The sequence below is a fragment of the Brevundimonas sp. genome, from assembly GCF_031082345.1.
Lineage (GTDB): Bacteria > Pseudomonadota > Alphaproteobacteria > Caulobacterales > Caulobacteraceae > Brevundimonas.
The window spans coordinates 1-15,813 of record NZ_JAVHLH010000038.1 but is presented as its reverse complement, the minus strand read 5'-3'; the positions used below and the strand labels follow the sequence as shown (position 1 = coordinate 15,813).

Below are 15,813 nucleotides of genomic sequence, written 5' to 3'. Positions count from 1 at the left end.
CCGCCGGGGCCGGCGCCGAGGCCGTCGCGGGGGCGATCCGCGAGGGCATGGCGAACAGCCGCGCCCGCGACGCCGCCGCCGGCCGTTCGCTTTACGGCCCGCACCGCTCGGACCTGACCGCCCTGCACCGCGAGAAGAACCGGCCCGCCGCCGAGGGCTCGTCGGGCGAGCAGAAGGCGCTGGTGCTGAACCTGATCCTCGCCCAGATCGCGCGCCTGTCGGGCCAGCAGGCTGCGCCGATCCTGCTGCTGGACGAGGCCCCGGCCCACCTCGACACCCGCCGCCGCGCCGCCCTGTTCGACGAGATCGAGGCGCTGGGTCTGCAGGCCTTCCTGACCGGCACCGAGGCCGAGCTGTTCGAGCCGCTGCGCGGCCGGGCGCAGTTCGTGCGGGTCGAGGGCGGGACGCTGACCGTCGAGGGCTAGAGGTCGTCGCCGGACAGGGGGCGGACCTCGGAGAACAGCCCCGCCGCGTCGGTCCGCACCACGAAGTCCAGCGTCCGCCGCTCGAACCGCACCCGATACCGGCGGCGCAGTTCGCCGGGCTCCCCGGCCCGTTCGTCCATCAGGTCCACGGCCTGAAGCGGACCCACGGCGACCAGCATCGCCTGGCCGAAATCCTGATAGAAGCCGACCGCGCCGTCACGTGCATTGTCGGCGAAGGCGGCCGGGTCGACCTGACCCGCAACGGCGGCCTCCAGCATCCGGCGCAGACCGGCGGTCAGCTCGGGCCGGGCGTCGGCGATGGCCGAGGCCTCCGGCGGCGCGGGCAGGCTCAGGTCGGCGATGGCGTGCGACAGCAGGGGGTAGAAGCGGCGCTGGTTGGTCAGGGCGATCACCGTCAGCTTCTCTGACGGCACATGCATCACGTCCGCCAGCGCCGGTCCGCCCGTGTGGCCCACCGTCGCCAGTCCATTGTAGCGGTCGAAGGTCCAGCCGACCCCGAAGCTGCCGTCGCGCCCGTCGTTCAACGTCGCGGGCGAGGTCAGCAGGGCGAAGCTCTCCGGCGTCAGCAGACGCCCGCCTTCGAGGGCCGCCATCAGCACCGCCAGATCGCGGGCCGAGCTGTACAGGCCGCCGGCCGCATAGACATGGACAGGGTAGATGAACTCCTCGTCGCGCTGGACGCCGCCGCGCCAGCCGTAGACGCGCGCCCGGCCGGGCATGATCTCGGCGGCCCGGACCGGGCCGGTCTCGCGCATCATGATGAAACCGGTGTGGGTCAGCCCGAGCGGTTCGACGATCTCGCGCCGCACCAGGTCCGGATAGCTCAGGCCCGAGGCCTTCTCCATGATCGCCGTCATGACCACGAAGTCGGTCAGGCCGTAGCGGGACTCCGTCCCCGTCGGATAGGCCAGCGGCAGCTTCATCGCCTCAGCCGCGACCTCGGCGGGCGTGGCCGTATTGGGCAGGCCCCGCGCCTCCGCCAGGCCGGATGTATGCCCGGCCAGATGCCGCACGGTGATGGCGCGCCAGGTTTCGGGCGCGGCCTGGAAGAAGGTCGAGACCGGCGCGTCCAGCGACAGCGTCCCCTGCTCGACCAGCCGCATCAGGACCAGGCCGGCGATGACCTTCGAGGCCGAGGCGGTCTGGAACGGCGTGTCGGCCGTGACCGGCGCCTCCCATTCGAGGTTGGCCTGGCCATAGCCCTCCAGCTTGACCACGCGGCCGTCCTGGATCACCGCCACGGCGGCCCCGGGGATGTGGGCGGCCTCCATATAGTCCCGCACGATATCGTCGACAGGATCGGCGAGGACGGGGCTCGCCAGGGCCAGGGCCAGGACCCCCGCGCAGACGGACGGCGGCAACAGGCGGCGAACAGACATGGCGCGGCTCCGGCGGATAACGCCCAAGCTTGACGGCGCCGCGAGGGCGCGGGCCAGTTAAACCTTGGCAAGGTTTGCGGCCGACCCGGGCGGACCTCAGCCCAGTTCGGCTTCCAGATCCGCCAGCCGCGCGGCCTGGTCCTCGGCGATCAGGGCGTTGAGCATCGGGTCGAGGTCGCCCTCGAGGATCTGCGGCAGGCTGTGCAGGGTGAGGCCGATGCGGTGGTCGGTGACCCGGCCCTGGGGGAAGTTATAGGTGCGGATGCGCTCGGAGCGGTCGCCGGAGCCGACCTGCGACTTGCGGGCGCTGGAGCGCGCCAGGTCCTTCTCCTGCCGCTGCATGTCGTAGAGCCGGACCCGCAGGTTCTTCATCGCCTTGTCGCGGTTGACGTGCTGGCTCTTCTCCGAAGAGGTCACCACGATGCCCGAGGGCATGTGGGTGATGCGCACGGCGGAGTCGGTCTTGTTGACGTGCTGGCCGCCCGAGCCGGAGGCGCGGAAGGTGTCGATGCGGATGTCCTTGTCGTGGATCTCGATTTCGACATCCTCGACCTCGGGCAGGACGGCGACCGTCGCGGCCGAGGTGTGGATGCGGCCGCCGGCCTCGGTCGTCGGCACACGCTGGACCCGGTGCACGCCGCTTTCGAACTTCAGCCGCCCGAACACGCCGTCGCCGCTGACGGTGGCGATGATCTCCTTGTAACCGCCGGCCTCGCCCTCGGTGGCGCTGTCGATCTCGACGCGCCAGCCGCGGCCTTGGGCGTAGCGGGAATACATGCGGAACAGGTCGCCGGCGAACAGGGCGGCCTCGTCGCCGCCGGTGCCGGCGCGGACCTCCAGAACGGCCGAGGCGTTCTCGTCGGCGTCGCGCGGGGCCAGCAGCAGGGCCACGTCGCGCTCCATGTCGGGCAGGGTCTCGCGCAGGACCTGAAGCTCCTCCGCCGCCATCTCGGCCATCTCCGGATCGGCGGCCATGGCCTCCAGATCGGCCATCTCGGCCCGGGTCCTGGCCAGCGCCATGACGGCGTCGGCGACGGGCTTCATCTCGGCGTGCTCCTTGGACAGGCGCACGATCTCCTGGCCGTCGCTGGCCGCGCCCATGCGCGCCTCCACCTGGTGGAAGCGGTCGAGCACCTGATCGAGCCGGGCCTGGGGCAGTCGCAAGGGATGGAAGTCCTCGGTTGATGGGAGGGGAGCCTTAGCCCGACCGCCCGCGATCTGTCGATGGACCGCGGGGCAACCAAATGCCGCCCCCCGGCCTTTCCATCGAGACAGCAAGCTTCGCCGATGCGAAGGAGGCGTATGGACACCTTCCTCCTGTTCCTGGCGGTCGGCCTGCTGGCCCAGATTGTCGACGGGGCGTTGGGCATGGCCTACGGCGTCATCGCCAACACCGTCCTGCTGGCGTTCGGCGTGCCGCCCGCCACGGCCTCGGCCAGCGTCCATGTCGCCAAGATCTTCACCGGCGGGGCCTCGGCGGTGTCCCACTTCCTGCACCGGAACATTCTCTGGTCGCTGTTCTGGCCGCTGGCGGCCGGCGGTGTGATCGGCGGGGTGATCGGGGCCTATGTGCTGACCGGCGTGCCGGGCGAGACGATCAAGCCGTTCATCCTCGCCTATCTGCTGCTGATCGGCGCCTGGGTGCTGTGGCGGGCGGGCCACGACGTCAGGCATCGGGTGTTTCCGCCCCGCCTGAGCGGTCCGCTGGGCGTGGTCGGCGGCTTCCTCGACGCCATCGGCGGCGGCGGCTGGGGTCCGACCGTGACCTCGACCCTCGTCGGCGCCGGGGCCGAACCGCGCCGGGCCATCGGAACGGTCAACTCCGCCGAACTGCTGGTCACCAGCGCCATTTCCGGCGCCTTCCTCGTCGCGCTTCTGACCGGACGCTGGGACGGCGGCGCGCTGGAGCATCACGCCTGGGCCATCGGCGGGCTGATCGTCGGCGGCCTTATCGCCGCGCCGTTCGCGGGCTGGATCACCAAGCGGGTGCCGGCCAGGATCCTGACCTACGGGGTCGGCGGCCTGATCATCCTGCTGGCGGGCTATCAGGCGCTGCAGCTCGCCGGACTCGTCCCCTAGGCGGGCGTCGTCTCGCGGAAGCTCGGGCGCGCCTCCAGCGCCGCCTGCAGGGCGACCAACCCCGGACGACCGGTCTTCCAGTCGTAGTCCGGGTGACGGAAGGCGATCCAGGTCACGGCCACCCCCGCCGTGATCACCCCCATGTCGAGCCGGGACGCGTCGGGCGCCGCCGCCTCCAGCGCATCGAGGGCGCGGCCCATGTTGCCGGTCCAGCGTTCGATCCACGACGGCGAGCGCTCGTGCTCCGGCCGGCGCTTCTCCAACACCAGCTTGACGCCCATCTCCAGCGCCCCGGCGCCCAGGGTCTCCAGCCGCCGCACCCGCAGCCGCTCCGGACCGCCCTCGGGCAACAGGCGCGGGCCTTGGCCGAGCTCATCCAGATATTCGCAGATCACCGGGCTGTCGTTGAGCGGCAGGCCGTCCCCGGCGATCAGGGTCGGGACCTGCACCAGCGGATTGGAGGCCAGCAGTTCGGGGGCGTTGGCGTAGGGATCGACCGCGATCTCCTCGATGCGGTCGGCCAGTCCCTTCTCGCGCGCCACGATCCGGCATTTGCGGGCGTAGGGAGACGGGGCGGTGATGTAGAGTTTCATCGTCATTCGGCGGCTTCCGGGGCGACGATGCGCGCGCCATCGAGCTCGGCGGCCTTGGCTTCCACCAGTTCGACGATGTGGTCGATCATGCCTTCGTTGGCCAGCTTGTGGGCCATCTTGCCGTTCAGATAGACCATGCCCGAGCCCTTGCCGCCGCCGGTGAAGCCGACGTCGGTGTAGAGCGCCTCCCCCGGGCCGTTGACAACGCAGCCGATGATCGACAGCGACATCGGCGTGGTCACATGGGCCAGCTTCTCTTCCAGCAGGCCGACCGTCTCGATGACGTTGAAGCCCTGCCGCGCGCACGAGGGGCAGGCGATGATGTTGACGCCGCGGTGGCGCAGACCCAGCGACTTGAGGATGTCGAAGCCGACCTTGATCTCTTCCACCGGGTCGGCGGCGAGGCTGACGCGGATGGTGTCGCCGATGCCGGCCCACAGCATCGACCCCATGCCGATCGCGGACTTGATGGTGCCGGTCCGCAGCGGCCCTGCCTCGGTGACGCCGAGGTGCAGCGGGCAGTCGATGGCCTCGGCCAGCTGCTGGTAGGCGGCGACGGTCAGGAAGGGATCGGACGCCTTCACCGAAATCTTGAATTCGTGGAAGTCGTGGTCCTGCAGGATGCGGGCGTGGCTCAGCGCGCTCTCGACCATGGCCTCCGGGCAGGGCTCGCCGTACTTTTCGAGCAGGTCGCGCTCCAGCGAGCCGGCGTTGACGCCGATCCGCATCGAGCAGCCGTGATCCTTGGCCGCCTGGATGACCTCGCGCACCCGGTCGGGCGAGCCGATGTTGCCGGGGTTGATCCGCAGGCAGGCGGCTCCCGCCTGGGCGGCCTCGATGCCGCGCTTGTAGTGGAAATGGATGTCGGCCACGAGCGGGACCCGTGACTCGCGCGCGATCTGCCGGAAGGCGGCGGTCGAGTCCTCGTCGGGGCAGGAGACCCGGACGATGTCGGCGCCGGCCTCTTCCAGCCGGCGGATCTGGTCGATCGTCGCGGCCGCGTCCGAGGTCGGCGTATTGGTCATCGACTGGACGGTGATCGGCGCGCCGCCGCCCACGGGGACGGCGCCGACCATGATCTGGCGGCTCTGGCGGCGCTCGATATGGCGCCACGGGCGGACGTGTGTGTGATCAAGGCTCATGTCGACGGCAACATAGGCTCGGGATTGCGGCATGGCCACGACAAGAGCCCGACGGATCAGCCTCCGGCGGCGTTGGAGACCGCATTCTGCACGGACGACGCCTGCAGCTGGGCCTGGGCCCGGGCCTGGACGGCGGCCGTGCGGGCGGCCTCGGTGCGCGCGGTGATCTCGGCGGCGGCCTGACGGGCCAGCGACTGGGCCCGGGCATTCAGCTGGTTCAGCGAGGTCTGGGCCGCCCCGAGGGCCCCGCCGTGTTCGCCGTTCAGATAGACGTCGAACGCCGACACATCCTGCACCTCGACCGTGGCCGCGACCCCGACCGGCGCCCGCCAGGCGTCGCCGGCCACCAGCTGGCGCGCGAACAGCACGCGTCCGTCCGCCATGCGCACGATCAGATAGGCCGACTTGCGGGCCTGCAACACCACCTGCGAGGCGTTGGCCGAGGCGCCGTAGATGGCGCCGCGCGGGTTGAACGCCTTCTGCACCGGGGGCGCGCCGGCGGCGGCCGCGGCCAGACCCTCGGGCGAGGCGGGATCGATGCCCGTCAGCTCGGCCTCGAGCCCCGGGGTGATATAGAGCGCCGGCACCGTCTGGTCCGGCGGGGCCGGGCGCGGCGCGGTCAGGCGCATGAACTGCTCCTGTCCCGGCACGGCGCCGAGCGTCCAGCTTTCGGGAACGGCGGCGATGTCGGACGGCTCCGGCGCGCGCATCAGGCTGACGCGCTGGAAGACGTTCCAGCCGACCACCGCCAGGACCAGCGCCAGACCGGCCGCGATCAGGCGGGGCGAATAGCGTTTGACCTCTTCGAAGGCGACGCCGACCGGCGGCTGCAGCGGCACCGAGGGGTCCGGGGCCTCGCGTTTGAACCGCTCGACCGCCAGCTGTTCGTCGAGGCCCAGCGCGCCGGCGTAGGCGCGGACGTAGCCGATCGAGAAGACGCGGTTGGGCAGGACCGAGAAATCGTTCTGTTCCAGCGCCGTCAGATAGCGCGCCGGCACCCGGGTGATGCTGGAAAGCTCGGCCAGCGAGCGGCCGGAATGGGTTCTGGCGATGCGCAGGCCGTCGCCCAGAGTCGGCGCGTCCGTGACGGAAGGAACGACATCCTTCCAGTCGGGATGGTCCCGAAACTCTTCGGGGTTATTCCCCGTATCCAGCGCCATCAGGCCTGACCCCACACTCGGCGCACGCAAGCAATCCTCACGCGCCCTACTCGAACCAGGGGCCTGTACCATATCGGGATGACAGATCGGGTCCGCCCCCGCAGACCGCCCGGTTAAGCCTTGTGGATAACTCATTTGAGCTGGCCGATCAACGATTTGTTAGCCGTACCGGCGCGTTTGGCCGGAACGTTTCAGATCGTGATGTTCAATTTCCGGGCCAGCGATTCCAGTTCGCCCCGGATCGAGCCTGACGACGAACCGAGCAGATTGGCCATGCCGCGCCGGGCCGCCGGCAGATCGGCCGACAGGATCATCCGCTTGACCGGGCCGACCCCGCCGGCGGGGGCCGACAAACGGGTGTAGCCCAGCGTCAGCAAGGCGAAGGCCTCCAGCGGCCGCCCCGCCAGCTCGCCGCACACCGAGACCGGAGTCCCGGTGTCGGCGCACTTTTTCTGGATCTCGGCCAAGGCCCTGAGCAGGGGCGGCGACAGCGGATCGTAGCGGTCGGACACCAGCGGATTGGTCCGGTCCGCGGCGAACATGTACTGGAACAGGTCATTGGTGCCGACCGAGACGAAGTCGGTCAGCGGCAGCAGGGCGTCGAGGTGCCACAGCAGCGACGGGCACTCGATCATGGCCCCGACCCGCAGCAGGGCTGGAAGCGCCCGCCCACGCCGCCGGGCCCAGGCGCATTCGACATCGACCAGCTCGCGGGCGGCGCGGAACTCGTCGACCGTGGCGATCATCGGGAACATCACCCGCAGCTCGCGCCCGGCGGCGGCGGTCAGCAGCGCCCTCAGCTGGAGCCGCAGCAGGCCGGGTCGGTCGAGGCCGAGGCGGATCGCCCGTCGCCCCATGGCCGGATTCTCCTCCCGCTCGGTCTCAAGGTAGGGCAGGACCTTGTCGCCGCCGATGTCGAGGGTCCGGAAGGTGACGGGCCGGGCGCCCGCCGTATCCAGCACCAGCTTGTACAGGGCGGTCTGGCTGTCGAGCCGCGGCAGTTCCTCTGACACCATGAACGGGAATTCGGTGCGAAACAGCCCGATCCCTTCGGCCCCGGTCGCGTCGAGATTCTCCAGATCGACGGCCAGGCCGGCGTTGGCGAGCACGGTGATCCGGGTCCCGTCGAGGGTGACGGCGGCGACGTCGCGCAACTTGGCGAATTCGGCCTGGCGCTCGCTGCGGACCAGCATGCGCGACTGGACGGCGGACAGCATGTCGGGCCGCGGACGCAGATAGGTCTCGCCGCTCTCGCCGTCGACGATGACCAGATCGCCCTCCGAGAGTCGGTCGCGCAATCCCATCAGGCGGCCGACGCAGGGAATCTGCAGCGCCCGGGCGACGATGGAGGCATGGCTGGCGGCCGATCCCTCCTCGAGCAGCAGCCCCCGGATCTTGTGCCGCGGATACTCCAGCAGGTCGGCCGGCCCCAGGTTGCGGGCCACCAGGATGGCGTCGTCGGGCAGGTCGCGTTCGCCCGGCCGGTCCCCGGCCAGCACCCGCAACAGCCGGTTGGCCAGGTCCTCGAAATCGTGCAGCCGCTCGCGGATATAGGGGTCGCGCGCGGTGGCGAAGCGGGCGCGGTGTTCGTTCCGGACCCGGTCGACGGCGGCCTCGGCGGTCAGGCCGGTTCGCACCGCCTCTTCCAGCGACCGGTTCCAGCCCCGGTCGTCGGCGAACATCCGGTAGGTTTCCAGCACCTCGAACGACTGGCCCTGCAGCTTGCCCGGCCCGCCCTCGAGCATGGAATCGATGTTCGCCTTGAGCCCGATCAGGGCCTCGCGCAGCCGGATTTCCTCGACCTGCTGGTCCTCGGCCAGCAGGTTCTCCGGCGGCACCGGGGCCTCGTGCAGCACGACGTGGCCGTAGGCCAGACCCTCGGCGAACCTCTGCCCCTTCAGTCGCTCCGGCCGGTGCGGCGCCACCTCGATGTCGCGAAGCTCGTCCTGCGCCAGCAATTCGCCCGAGGCGACGGTCTCGGCCAGCACCATGGCGATGGTCTGGATGTCCTCGACCTCTTCCTCGTCGTAGCGCCGCTCGGAGCGGTTCTGGACGACCAGCACCCCGATGGCCCGGCCGCCGCGCAGCAGGGGGGCGCCGAGGAAGGCGTGATAGGGATCCTCGCCCGTTTCGGGGCGATAGGCGAAGCTGGGGTGCGATGGGGCGTCGGACAGGCTGATCGGCTCGGCCATCCGCGCCACCTCGCCGACCAGGCCCTCGCCGGGCCGCAGACGGGTGTTGTGCACGGCCTCGGGTTTCAGGCCCTGGGTGGCGAACAGCTCCAGCTCGCCAGAGGCGCGGCGCAGATAGATCGAACAGACCTCGGCCACCATCGACTGGGCGATGATGCGCACGACCTCGTCGAGGCGCTGCTGCGCCGGCGCCGCCCCCGCCATAGCCTCGCGGATCTGGCGAAGAAGGCTCCGCGGCCCCCTCGTCGTCAATCCGCCCACCGGCATGGCTCCTCCAACAGATGCAACGCGCAGATGGGCGCCGCCAAGCTTCGCTTCTAGACCGTTTCCAGACCGTAGGCCGAATGAAGCGCACGAACGGCCAATTCCGCATAGGCCGCGTCGATCAATACGCTGATCTTGATCTCCGAGGTCGAGATGGCCTGGAATTTCACGCCCTTGTCGGCCAGGGCCCGGAACATGGTCTGGGCCACGCCGGCGTGGCTGCGCATGCCCACGCCCACGACCGAGACCTTGGCCACATCCTCATCGACGCGCAGTTCCTCGAAGCCGATCTCGCCCTGCGCCGCGCGCATCAGCTCGGCCGCCCGCTGGGCGTCGCGCCGGCCGGTGGTGAAGGTCAGGTTGACCGCCCCCTCGCTGCGGGCCTGGCTCTGCACGATCATGTCGACGTTGACGTTGGCCTCGGCCAGTCGGGTGAAGACGTCCGCCGGCGCCTCGACCCGGTCGGACAGCCCCAGAAGGGTGATGCGGGCCTCGTCGCGGCTCATGGTCACGCCGGATACGATGCGTTTTTCCACGATTTCCTCCTCGTCGCAGATCAGGGTGCCGGACTTGGCGGGCAGAAGACCGTTCTCGTCGGGTTCGATGAAGCTGGACAGGACGCGCACGGGGACCCGTTTCGCCATGGCCAGCTCGACCGAGCGGGTCTGCAGCACCTTGGCCCCGAGCGAGGCCATCTCCAGCATCTCCTCATAGGAGACCTTTTCGAGGCGACGCGCCCGGGATTCGATGCGCGGGTCGGTCGTATAGACGCCGTCCACGTCGGTGTAGATATCGCACGGGCAGCCCAGCGCCGCCGCGACGGCGACCGCCGAGGTGTCGGATCCGCCCCGGCCCAGGGTGGTGATGCGGCCGTCGCGGGTGACGCCCTGGAAACCCGGCACCACGGCAATCTCGCCCTTGTCCATCGCCGCGCCCAGCACCTCGCCCGGCACGTCCTCGATGCGGGCCCGGCCGTGGGCGTCATCGGTCAGGATCGGAATCTGCCAGCCCATCCAGCTGCGCGCGTTCAGGCCCATGTTGCGCAGGGTCAGCGCCAGCAGGCCTGACGTCACCTGCTCGCCCGAGGCGACGACGACGTCATATTCGTCGTCCGACAGTTCGACGCCGGGGCCGGGGCGGCCGGCGCCGTCCGTCCAGGCGACCAGTTCGTTGGTCTTGCCGGCCATGGCCGAGACGACCACCGCCACCTTCTTGCCGCTCGCCGCCTCCGCCGCCACGATACGCGCCGCCCGGCGGATGCGCTCGAGGTCGCCCATCGAGGTGCCGCCGAACTTCATCACCAGTCGCGTTGTCGCCGGCCGCGTCATCGTGGCGTATCGCCCCATCTTGCGTGGAGGGCCGCGCGGGTTCATCCCTCGGCCCATGGTCGCTTCTAACGGCACGGTATCGGCGCGCAAACCCCAAAGCGGCGGGGATATGGACGACCGCGCCGCAGGCCCTTCGATCGATCCCGCCGACGTTGCCCGGTTCTCGGCCCAGGCGGCCGAATGGTGGGACGCGCGCGGACCCTTCGCGCCGCTGCACAGATTCAATCCCGCCCGTCTCGCCTTCGTCCGCGATCGCGCCGCCGAACGCTTCGGCCGGGACGTCCGGAGGCGCGAGCCGTTCGCCGGGCTGAGCCTGCTCGACGTCGGCTGCGGCGGCGGCCTGATCGCCGAACCGATGCGGCGGCTGGGGTTCGAGGTGACGGCGATCGACGCCTCGGCCGAGAACATCGGCACGGCCCGCGTCCACGCCGAACAGCAGGGTCTCGACATCGGCTACCGCGCCGCCACCGTCGAGCAGCTCGAGGCCGAAGGAGCCGGCCCGTTCGATGTGGTGCTGACCCTGGAGGTGATCGAGCACGTCGCCGATCCGGAGGCCTTCGTGCGCAGCTGCGCCCGTCTGGTGAAGCCCGGGGGGATGATGATCGTCGCCACCCTGAACCGCACCCTGAAGTCCCTCGCCCTGGGCAAGGTCGCGGCGGAATATGTGCTGCGCTGGGTGCCGGCCGGAACGCACGACTGGCGCCAGTTCCTCAAGCCCGACGAGATCCGGCTGATGCTGTCCGAAGAGCCGGTGGCGGTCAGCGGGCCCTTCGGCCTCGTCTACAATCCGCTCACCGACCGGTGGAGCGAAAGCGACGACGCCGGCATCAACTACATGATGGTCGCCACGCGGGACTGACAGTTGACGCTTCCCTATACGGCATAAAACTTCATGGCCGATCTCGTCGAAATCGTCGCATTTCTCATGGTCGAAATGGCCGGGAACTGACCGACCGCGGTTCATCCAGCATTCATCGACCTGACGGCGTTGTAACGGGACAGCGAAGCTTCACGGTGAGATGAGGAGCCCTTCCTTCCACCTCCCCATCCCAGGAGCTGTTCCATGAAACGCATTCTCGTCCTCTCCGCCTTGTCCGCCGCCCTGATGACCTCGGCCTGCGTCACCGTCATCGACGCCGGCGGCGACGATCACGTCGGCTGGCACGGCCAGAACGCCCAGCCGTTCGACGCCGCCCGCGAGGATTGCCGCGCCCGCACCGGCCGCAACGAACACAGCGACGCCTTCGCCGCCTGCATGGCCGAGAAGGGCTGGACCCGCGGCGAACACTAGAGCTCCCGCCGGCGGTTCAGGCGGGGCAGCGGGCGTTCAGCGGGGCCGCGCTGAAATTCCACGCCATGCTGCGCGCCTGACCGTCGATCTCACCCTCGATCCGGGCCTTCAGGGCGTCGCCGTCGCGTTCGTAGATGACCCGGGTCGGGAAGTCGTTTTCCGCATTGGCGAACACCGCCCGGGTCGGGCCGCCCTCGACCAGGACGAAGACGGTGGGCGGGGCCCCGCCCGGCTGGGCGACATAGGCGAAGCCCTGCGGCGTCGGCCCGATGTGCGAGACCTCGAACGAAACGCCGCGCGCGGTCGCCGTCACCGCATGGCCGACGCTCAGGCCCCCGCGCGGGTCGCTCCAGGTTTCCGAGACCTCGCGCCCCCCGGAACAGTCGAGCCAGTACCCGGCCATCCACGACATGTCCGGGGTCGGCGGGGGCGCGGCCTGGATCACGATGGCGGCGAGAACGGCGGCGGTCGGCATCGGTCAATCCCCTCTGGTTGATGACCGGACCCTAGTGCGGGGACAGCGGCCCCGGCTTGTAGGATTGCGACGCGATCACCCGGGCCAGCCCGACCTGCTCCCGGGCCCATTCGGTCGCCGTGCAACCAAGGAAGCGCCGGAAATCCCGGGCCATCTGCGGCTGATCGAAATACCCCGCTCCCAGCCCCGCCTCCAGCCAGCCTGCGGCGTCCGGGCCGGCCGCGTGGTCGAAGACCCGACGGAACCTCAGGATCGAGCGCAGCAGGCGCGGCGGCGCGCCGACCCGGTCGCGGAAGCGGCGCTGCAGGGCGCGATGCTCTGTCGTCGAGCGCGGCGGCGAGGGCCGATCCTGTTCAAGGGCCTCGATCTCGGCACGCACCGCCGGGTCGAGAGACCAGTCGGCTGCGCGACGCTGATCTTCCAGCCACCGCGCCATGACCTCGACCTGCCCGGCCGGATCGCCGGCGGGCGGCCGTACCGCCGCCAGTCGCTCGACCATGTCGAGCCGGCGATCCGTCGCCTGAACCAGCGGCAGGCCCAGCCAGTCGCGCGCGCCGTCGGGCTCGAACCGCACCGCCACCAGCTCGACGGGTCCGACCGGCCTCAGCGCCAGCGGCCGCGTCATCTGGCCGGCGAACAGCGCGCGCGGCTGGAGCCGGAAGACGCCGTCGGGCCCCTGCTCCTCGTAGGGCGCGCCGATGTCGACGACGAGTTCGGGACAGCCGTCCGGCGCGATCCGCTGCACGGTCGGTTCCGGCGCCGGCGCCGAATAGGTCCAGATCACGCGCACGAAGGGACACAGCGACGCCGGCGGCTCGAACTCTTCGTAGCGCTCCCCCTCCCCGGGCATCGGCGCTCAGTTCAGCCTGGAGGGATCGGGCGGCGCCGGCGGCAGGGGCGCGCAGGGCACGCCGTCCTCCCTGAGCTTGCGGACCTCCTCCGGCGTAGCTTCGCCGTAGATCTCGCGCTTTTCCGAGCGGCCTTCGTGAATGTCGCGCGCCTCGCGGGCGAAGGCGTCGCCGACGTAGTCGAAATTCTGCTCGACGTGGCTGCGGACCTCGCGGGCGACCTGCATCATCATGCCCTGCATCTTCGCGAGATCCGGGCCCGCGGCGACCTTGCGCGTCCCGGTCACGGCCGGCGCCATGATCTGTTTGCTGACGCCATGCGAGCCGCAGATGGGGCATTCGACCAGCCCCCGGGCGGCCTGGTCGTCATAGTCCGCCGACGCGCCGAACCACGCCTCGAAGCCATGGCCGCCGTCGCACTGGAGCGCATAGCGGATCATGACGGCGGCCCGAACGCGCGGTCGTGCGTCAGCTGCGGCACCGCATTGCGGGCTCGCTTCACCGCCTCGAAATCCAGATTGGCGAACAGCACGCCCGGCTCGTCATGGTCCAGCTTCGCGATCACCTCGCCCCAGGGGCCGACCACGGTCGAGCGGCCCCAGGTCCGGCGGCCGTCCTCATGCGCGCCCCCCTGGGCCGGCGCGAGGATGTAGCAGCCGGTCTCGATCGCCCGGGCGCGCAGCAGGGTCTCCCAATGGGCCTCGCCGGTCGGCACGGTGAAGGCGGCCGGCACGGCGATCATCACCGCCCCGGCCCTGGCCAGGGCCCGGTGCAGCTGGGGAAAGCGGATATCGTAGCAGATCGTCAGGCCCAGCCTGCCCCACGGCGTGTCGGCGACCACGGCGGCGTCGCCCGGCCGCACCGAGGCGCTCTCGCGCCAGCGCTCGCCGGTCGGCAGATCGACATCGTAGACATGCAGCTTGTCATAGGTCGCCGCCACGCCGCCCTTGTCGTCGATCAGCAGCGAACGATTGGCCGCCCTGTCGTCGCCGTCGTGGCCGGACCGGACGATGGCCGAACCGATCAGCAGCCAGACGCCGAGTTCCCGGGCCAGATCGCGCAGCTTGCCGACCACCGCGTCGCGGTCCTGGGTCTCCAGCACGGCGTCACGGGCCGCCCGGCCCTGGATCAGGAAATTGGTCGCCTCCGGCGTGAGGATCAGTTTCGCGCCGCCCGCCGCCGCCTCGCGCACCAGCGGCTCGACATGGGCGAAGGCGGCGTCCGGGCCGGCGGGGGTTCGGGTCTGGACCAGGGCGATCGGAAGCGTTGCCATCAGGCCTCGAGCATTGCGTCCAGCCCGCCCTTGCGGTCAAGCGCGTGCAGCTCGTCCGAGCCGCCCACGTGCTTTCCGCCGATGAAGATCTGCGGGAAGGTCATGCGGCCGCCGGAGCGCTGGATCATCTCCTGCTTCTTCGCCGGATCGTGGGAGGCGACGATCTCGGTGTAGTCGGCGCCCTTGCCGTCGAGCAGGGCCTTGGCGGCGTGGCAGTAGCCGCAACCGGGTTTGGTGTAGATGATGACGTCGGCCAAAGGGGTCTCCGGATAAAAACGCTCCCCGGGCGCGCGCCGGGGCAAGGGTCATGTAGGCATTTCCCGCGCCGTTCGCACCCGGGCGATGACCGCCAGATCGACGGCGCGGGCGCCGGCCTCGATCAACGCGCAGGCGCAGGCCTCGGCGGTGGCGCCCGTCGTCAACACATCGTCGACCAGAAGGATGCGGCGGCCCTTGATCCGCCGACGCCCGGATTCCGTGACGGCGAAGGCCTTCCTGACGTTCAGCCGCCGCCCGCGCGCCGACTTGCCGCCCTGGGTCGTGGTGTGGGTCTGGCGGATCAGGGCGTCGGGCAGATAGTCCAGCCCCGCGCTCCGGGCCAGGGGTCGGGCGATCTCGGCCGCCTGGTTGAACCGGCGCGACAACAGCCGGAGCCGGTGCAGCGGCACCGGAACCACCGCGTCCGCCTCGTCCAGCAGCGGCGCGGCCGACCGGCTCAGCCAGCGGGCGAACAGCGGCGCGAACGGCTGATGGTCGCCGTGCTTGAACTTCAGGATCAGCCCGCGCGACGCCTCGTCATAGACGCAGGCGGCCCTCGCCCGGCTGAAGGCGTAGGGCTGGGCCAGACAGGCGGCGCAGCGCGGGGAGGCGAAGACCCCGCCGTCCATTTCGAAAGCCGCCCCGCAACCGTCGCAGACAGGGTCCTCGAGAAAGACCACCCGCGTCCAGGCGTCCGGGGTCAGCCCCGCCGACGCCGTCGCCTCGGGGCTGTCATGGGCCAGCGGCGGCATCAGCAGATCGGCGGCGCCCCGCCCCAGGGCGCGCAGGCCCAGCGCGACCTGCGATCGCCCCGCTTCCAATCGCTCGCGCCAACCCCCATCCTGATGCACCATGAGCGCCTCCCCCGGTCCCCCCGAGATCTTCGACAGCCGACGCCGCGCGGCGAAACTGGCGCGGGGCGCGAAGGCGTTCGCCGCCGCGGACTTCCTGCACGTGCGGGCCGCCGAGAATGCGGTGAACAGCCTGGAGGTCATCCTGCGCGACTTTCCGGACGTCGTCGACCTGTCGGCGCGGCCGGGTCCGTTCGCCCGGCTGCTGGCCGACAGCGCGGCCGCGGGCCGTGT

Annotated in this window: 16 protein-coding genes and 2 pseudogenes; 5 read left to right on the top strand and 13 right to left on the bottom strand. The window is 70.6% G+C overall.

What is annotated here, in order from left to right:
• Positions 1-425: pseudogene (locus RDU12_RS04280) on the top strand (DNA replication and repair protein RecF); the annotation flags it as partial.
• On the opposite strand, the gene RDU12_RS04275 reads toward RDU12_RS04280, so the two are convergent.
• Both RDU12_RS04275 and prfA read right to left on the bottom strand, forming a co-directional pair.
• On the bottom strand, positions 422-1,825 hold the full coding sequence (locus RDU12_RS04275; protein WP_300292830.1) for a serine hydrolase: 1,404 nt from the start codon (positions 1,823-1,825) through the stop codon (positions 422-424). The pseudogene RDU12_RS04280 and the gene RDU12_RS04275 overlap by 4 nt on opposite strands.
• Before the next feature lie 96 nt (positions 1,826-1,921).
• Positions 1,922-2,989: a peptide chain release factor 1 gene (gene prfA, locus RDU12_RS04270; protein WP_308684147.1), complete on the bottom strand. Its 1,068-nt coding sequence runs from the start codon at positions 2,987-2,989 to the stop codon at positions 1,922-1,924.
• A gap of 138 nt (positions 2,990-3,127) precedes the next feature.
• Here prfA and RDU12_RS04265 point away from each other — a divergent pair, with 138 nt between their 5' ends.
• Positions 3,128-3,904 carry a sulfite exporter TauE/SafE family protein gene (locus RDU12_RS04265; RefSeq protein ID WP_300289554.1) on the top strand — a complete coding sequence of 259 codons (777 nt, stop codon included), beginning with the start codon at positions 3,128-3,130 and terminating at the stop codon, positions 3,902-3,904.
• On the opposite strand, the gene RDU12_RS04260 is transcribed toward RDU12_RS04265, so the two are convergent.
• From RDU12_RS04260 to RDU12_RS04240, 5 genes are all read right to left on the bottom strand, one after another.
• A complete protein-coding gene (locus RDU12_RS04260; RefSeq protein ID WP_300289553.1) occupies positions 3,901-4,503 on the bottom strand; it encodes a glutathione S-transferase family protein in 603 nt (200 codons plus the stop codon). The two genes, RDU12_RS04265 and RDU12_RS04260, sit on opposite strands and share 4 nt — an antisense overlap.
• The gene (gene ispG, locus RDU12_RS04255) at positions 4,500-5,639 is read right to left on the bottom strand and encodes a flavodoxin-dependent (E)-4-hydroxy-3-methylbut-2-enyl-diphosphate synthase (protein WP_300289558.1); all 1,140 of its coding nucleotides are present in this window, start codon (positions 5,637-5,639) and stop codon (positions 4,500-4,502) included. The genes RDU12_RS04260 and ispG overlap by 4 nt, the downstream gene beginning before the upstream one ends.
• Positions 5,640-5,695: 56 nt before the next feature.
• Entirely contained in the window at positions 5,696-6,829 is a 1,134-nt protein-coding gene (locus RDU12_RS04250) for a RodZ family helix-turn-helix domain-containing protein (protein WP_300289552.1), read from the bottom strand.
• A 161-nt stretch (positions 6,830-6,990) separates the two neighbouring features.
• A complete protein-coding gene (gene ptsP, locus RDU12_RS04245) occupies positions 6,991-9,195 on the bottom strand; it encodes a phosphoenolpyruvate--protein phosphotransferase (protein WP_374990186.1) in 2,205 nt (734 codons plus the stop codon).
• A gap of 113 nt (positions 9,196-9,308) precedes the next feature.
• Positions 9,309-10,583, bottom strand: a complete 1,275-nt coding sequence (locus RDU12_RS04240; protein WP_300289557.1) for an aspartate kinase — start codon at positions 10,581-10,583, stop codon at positions 9,309-9,311.
• Between the two features lie 109 nt (positions 10,584-10,692).
• On the opposite strand from RDU12_RS04240, the gene ubiG reads away from it, so the two are divergent.
• Positions 10,693-11,442: a bifunctional 2-polyprenyl-6-hydroxyphenol methylase/3-demethylubiquinol 3-O-methyltransferase UbiG gene (gene ubiG / locus RDU12_RS04235; protein ID WP_300289549.1), complete on the top strand. Its 750-nt coding sequence runs from the start codon at positions 10,693-10,695 to the stop codon at positions 11,440-11,442.
• Positions 11,443-11,646: 204 nt separating this feature from the next.
• Positions 11,647-11,874, top strand: coding sequence for a hypothetical protein (locus tag RDU12_RS04230; protein ID WP_300289548.1), 228 nt, complete (start codon positions 11,647-11,649; stop codon positions 11,872-11,874).
• A 16-nt stretch (positions 11,875-11,890) separates the two neighbouring features.
• Here RDU12_RS04230 and RDU12_RS04225 read toward each other — a convergent pair whose 3' ends face one another.
• Genes RDU12_RS04225 through RDU12_RS04200 form a run of 6 tightly spaced genes read right to left on the bottom strand, consistent with a single transcriptional unit; the run spans position 11,891 to position 15,582 of the window.
• Positions 11,891-12,349, bottom strand: coding sequence for a DUF6265 family protein (locus RDU12_RS04225; protein WP_300289547.1), 459 nt, complete (start codon positions 12,347-12,349; stop codon positions 11,891-11,893).
• Between the two features lie 31 nt (positions 12,350-12,380).
• A complete protein-coding gene (locus RDU12_RS04220) occupies positions 12,381-13,199 on the bottom strand; it encodes a helix-turn-helix domain-containing protein (protein WP_300289546.1) in 819 nt (272 codons plus the stop codon).
• 6 nt (positions 13,200-13,205) lie between these two features.
• Positions 13,206-13,637 (bottom strand): DUF1178 family protein, encoded by a 432-nt coding sequence (locus RDU12_RS04215; RefSeq protein ID WP_300289545.1) that lies wholly within the window; start codon positions 13,635-13,637, stop codon positions 13,206-13,208.
• Positions 13,634-14,470, bottom strand: a complete 837-nt coding sequence (locus RDU12_RS04210) for a carbon-nitrogen hydrolase family protein (protein WP_374990185.1) — start codon at positions 14,468-14,470, stop codon at positions 13,634-13,636. Before RDU12_RS04210 ends, RDU12_RS04215 begins: the two co-directional genes overlap by 4 nt.
• On the bottom strand, positions 14,470-14,727 hold the full coding sequence (gene grxC / locus RDU12_RS04205; protein ID WP_300289544.1) for a glutaredoxin 3: 258 nt from the start codon (positions 14,725-14,727) through the stop codon (positions 14,470-14,472). The genes RDU12_RS04210 and grxC overlap by 1 nt, the downstream gene beginning before the upstream one ends.
• A 48-nt stretch (positions 14,728-14,775) precedes the next feature.
• Positions 14,776-15,582: a ComF family protein gene (locus tag RDU12_RS04200; RefSeq protein ID WP_300289542.1), complete on the bottom strand. Its 807-nt coding sequence runs from the start codon at positions 15,580-15,582 to the stop codon at positions 14,776-14,778.
• Here RDU12_RS04200 and RDU12_RS04195 point away from each other — a divergent pair.
• Positions 15,581-15,813, top strand: a pseudogene (locus RDU12_RS04195) (SAM-dependent methyltransferase); the annotation flags it as partial. The gene RDU12_RS04200 and the pseudogene RDU12_RS04195 sit on opposite strands and share 2 nt — an antisense overlap.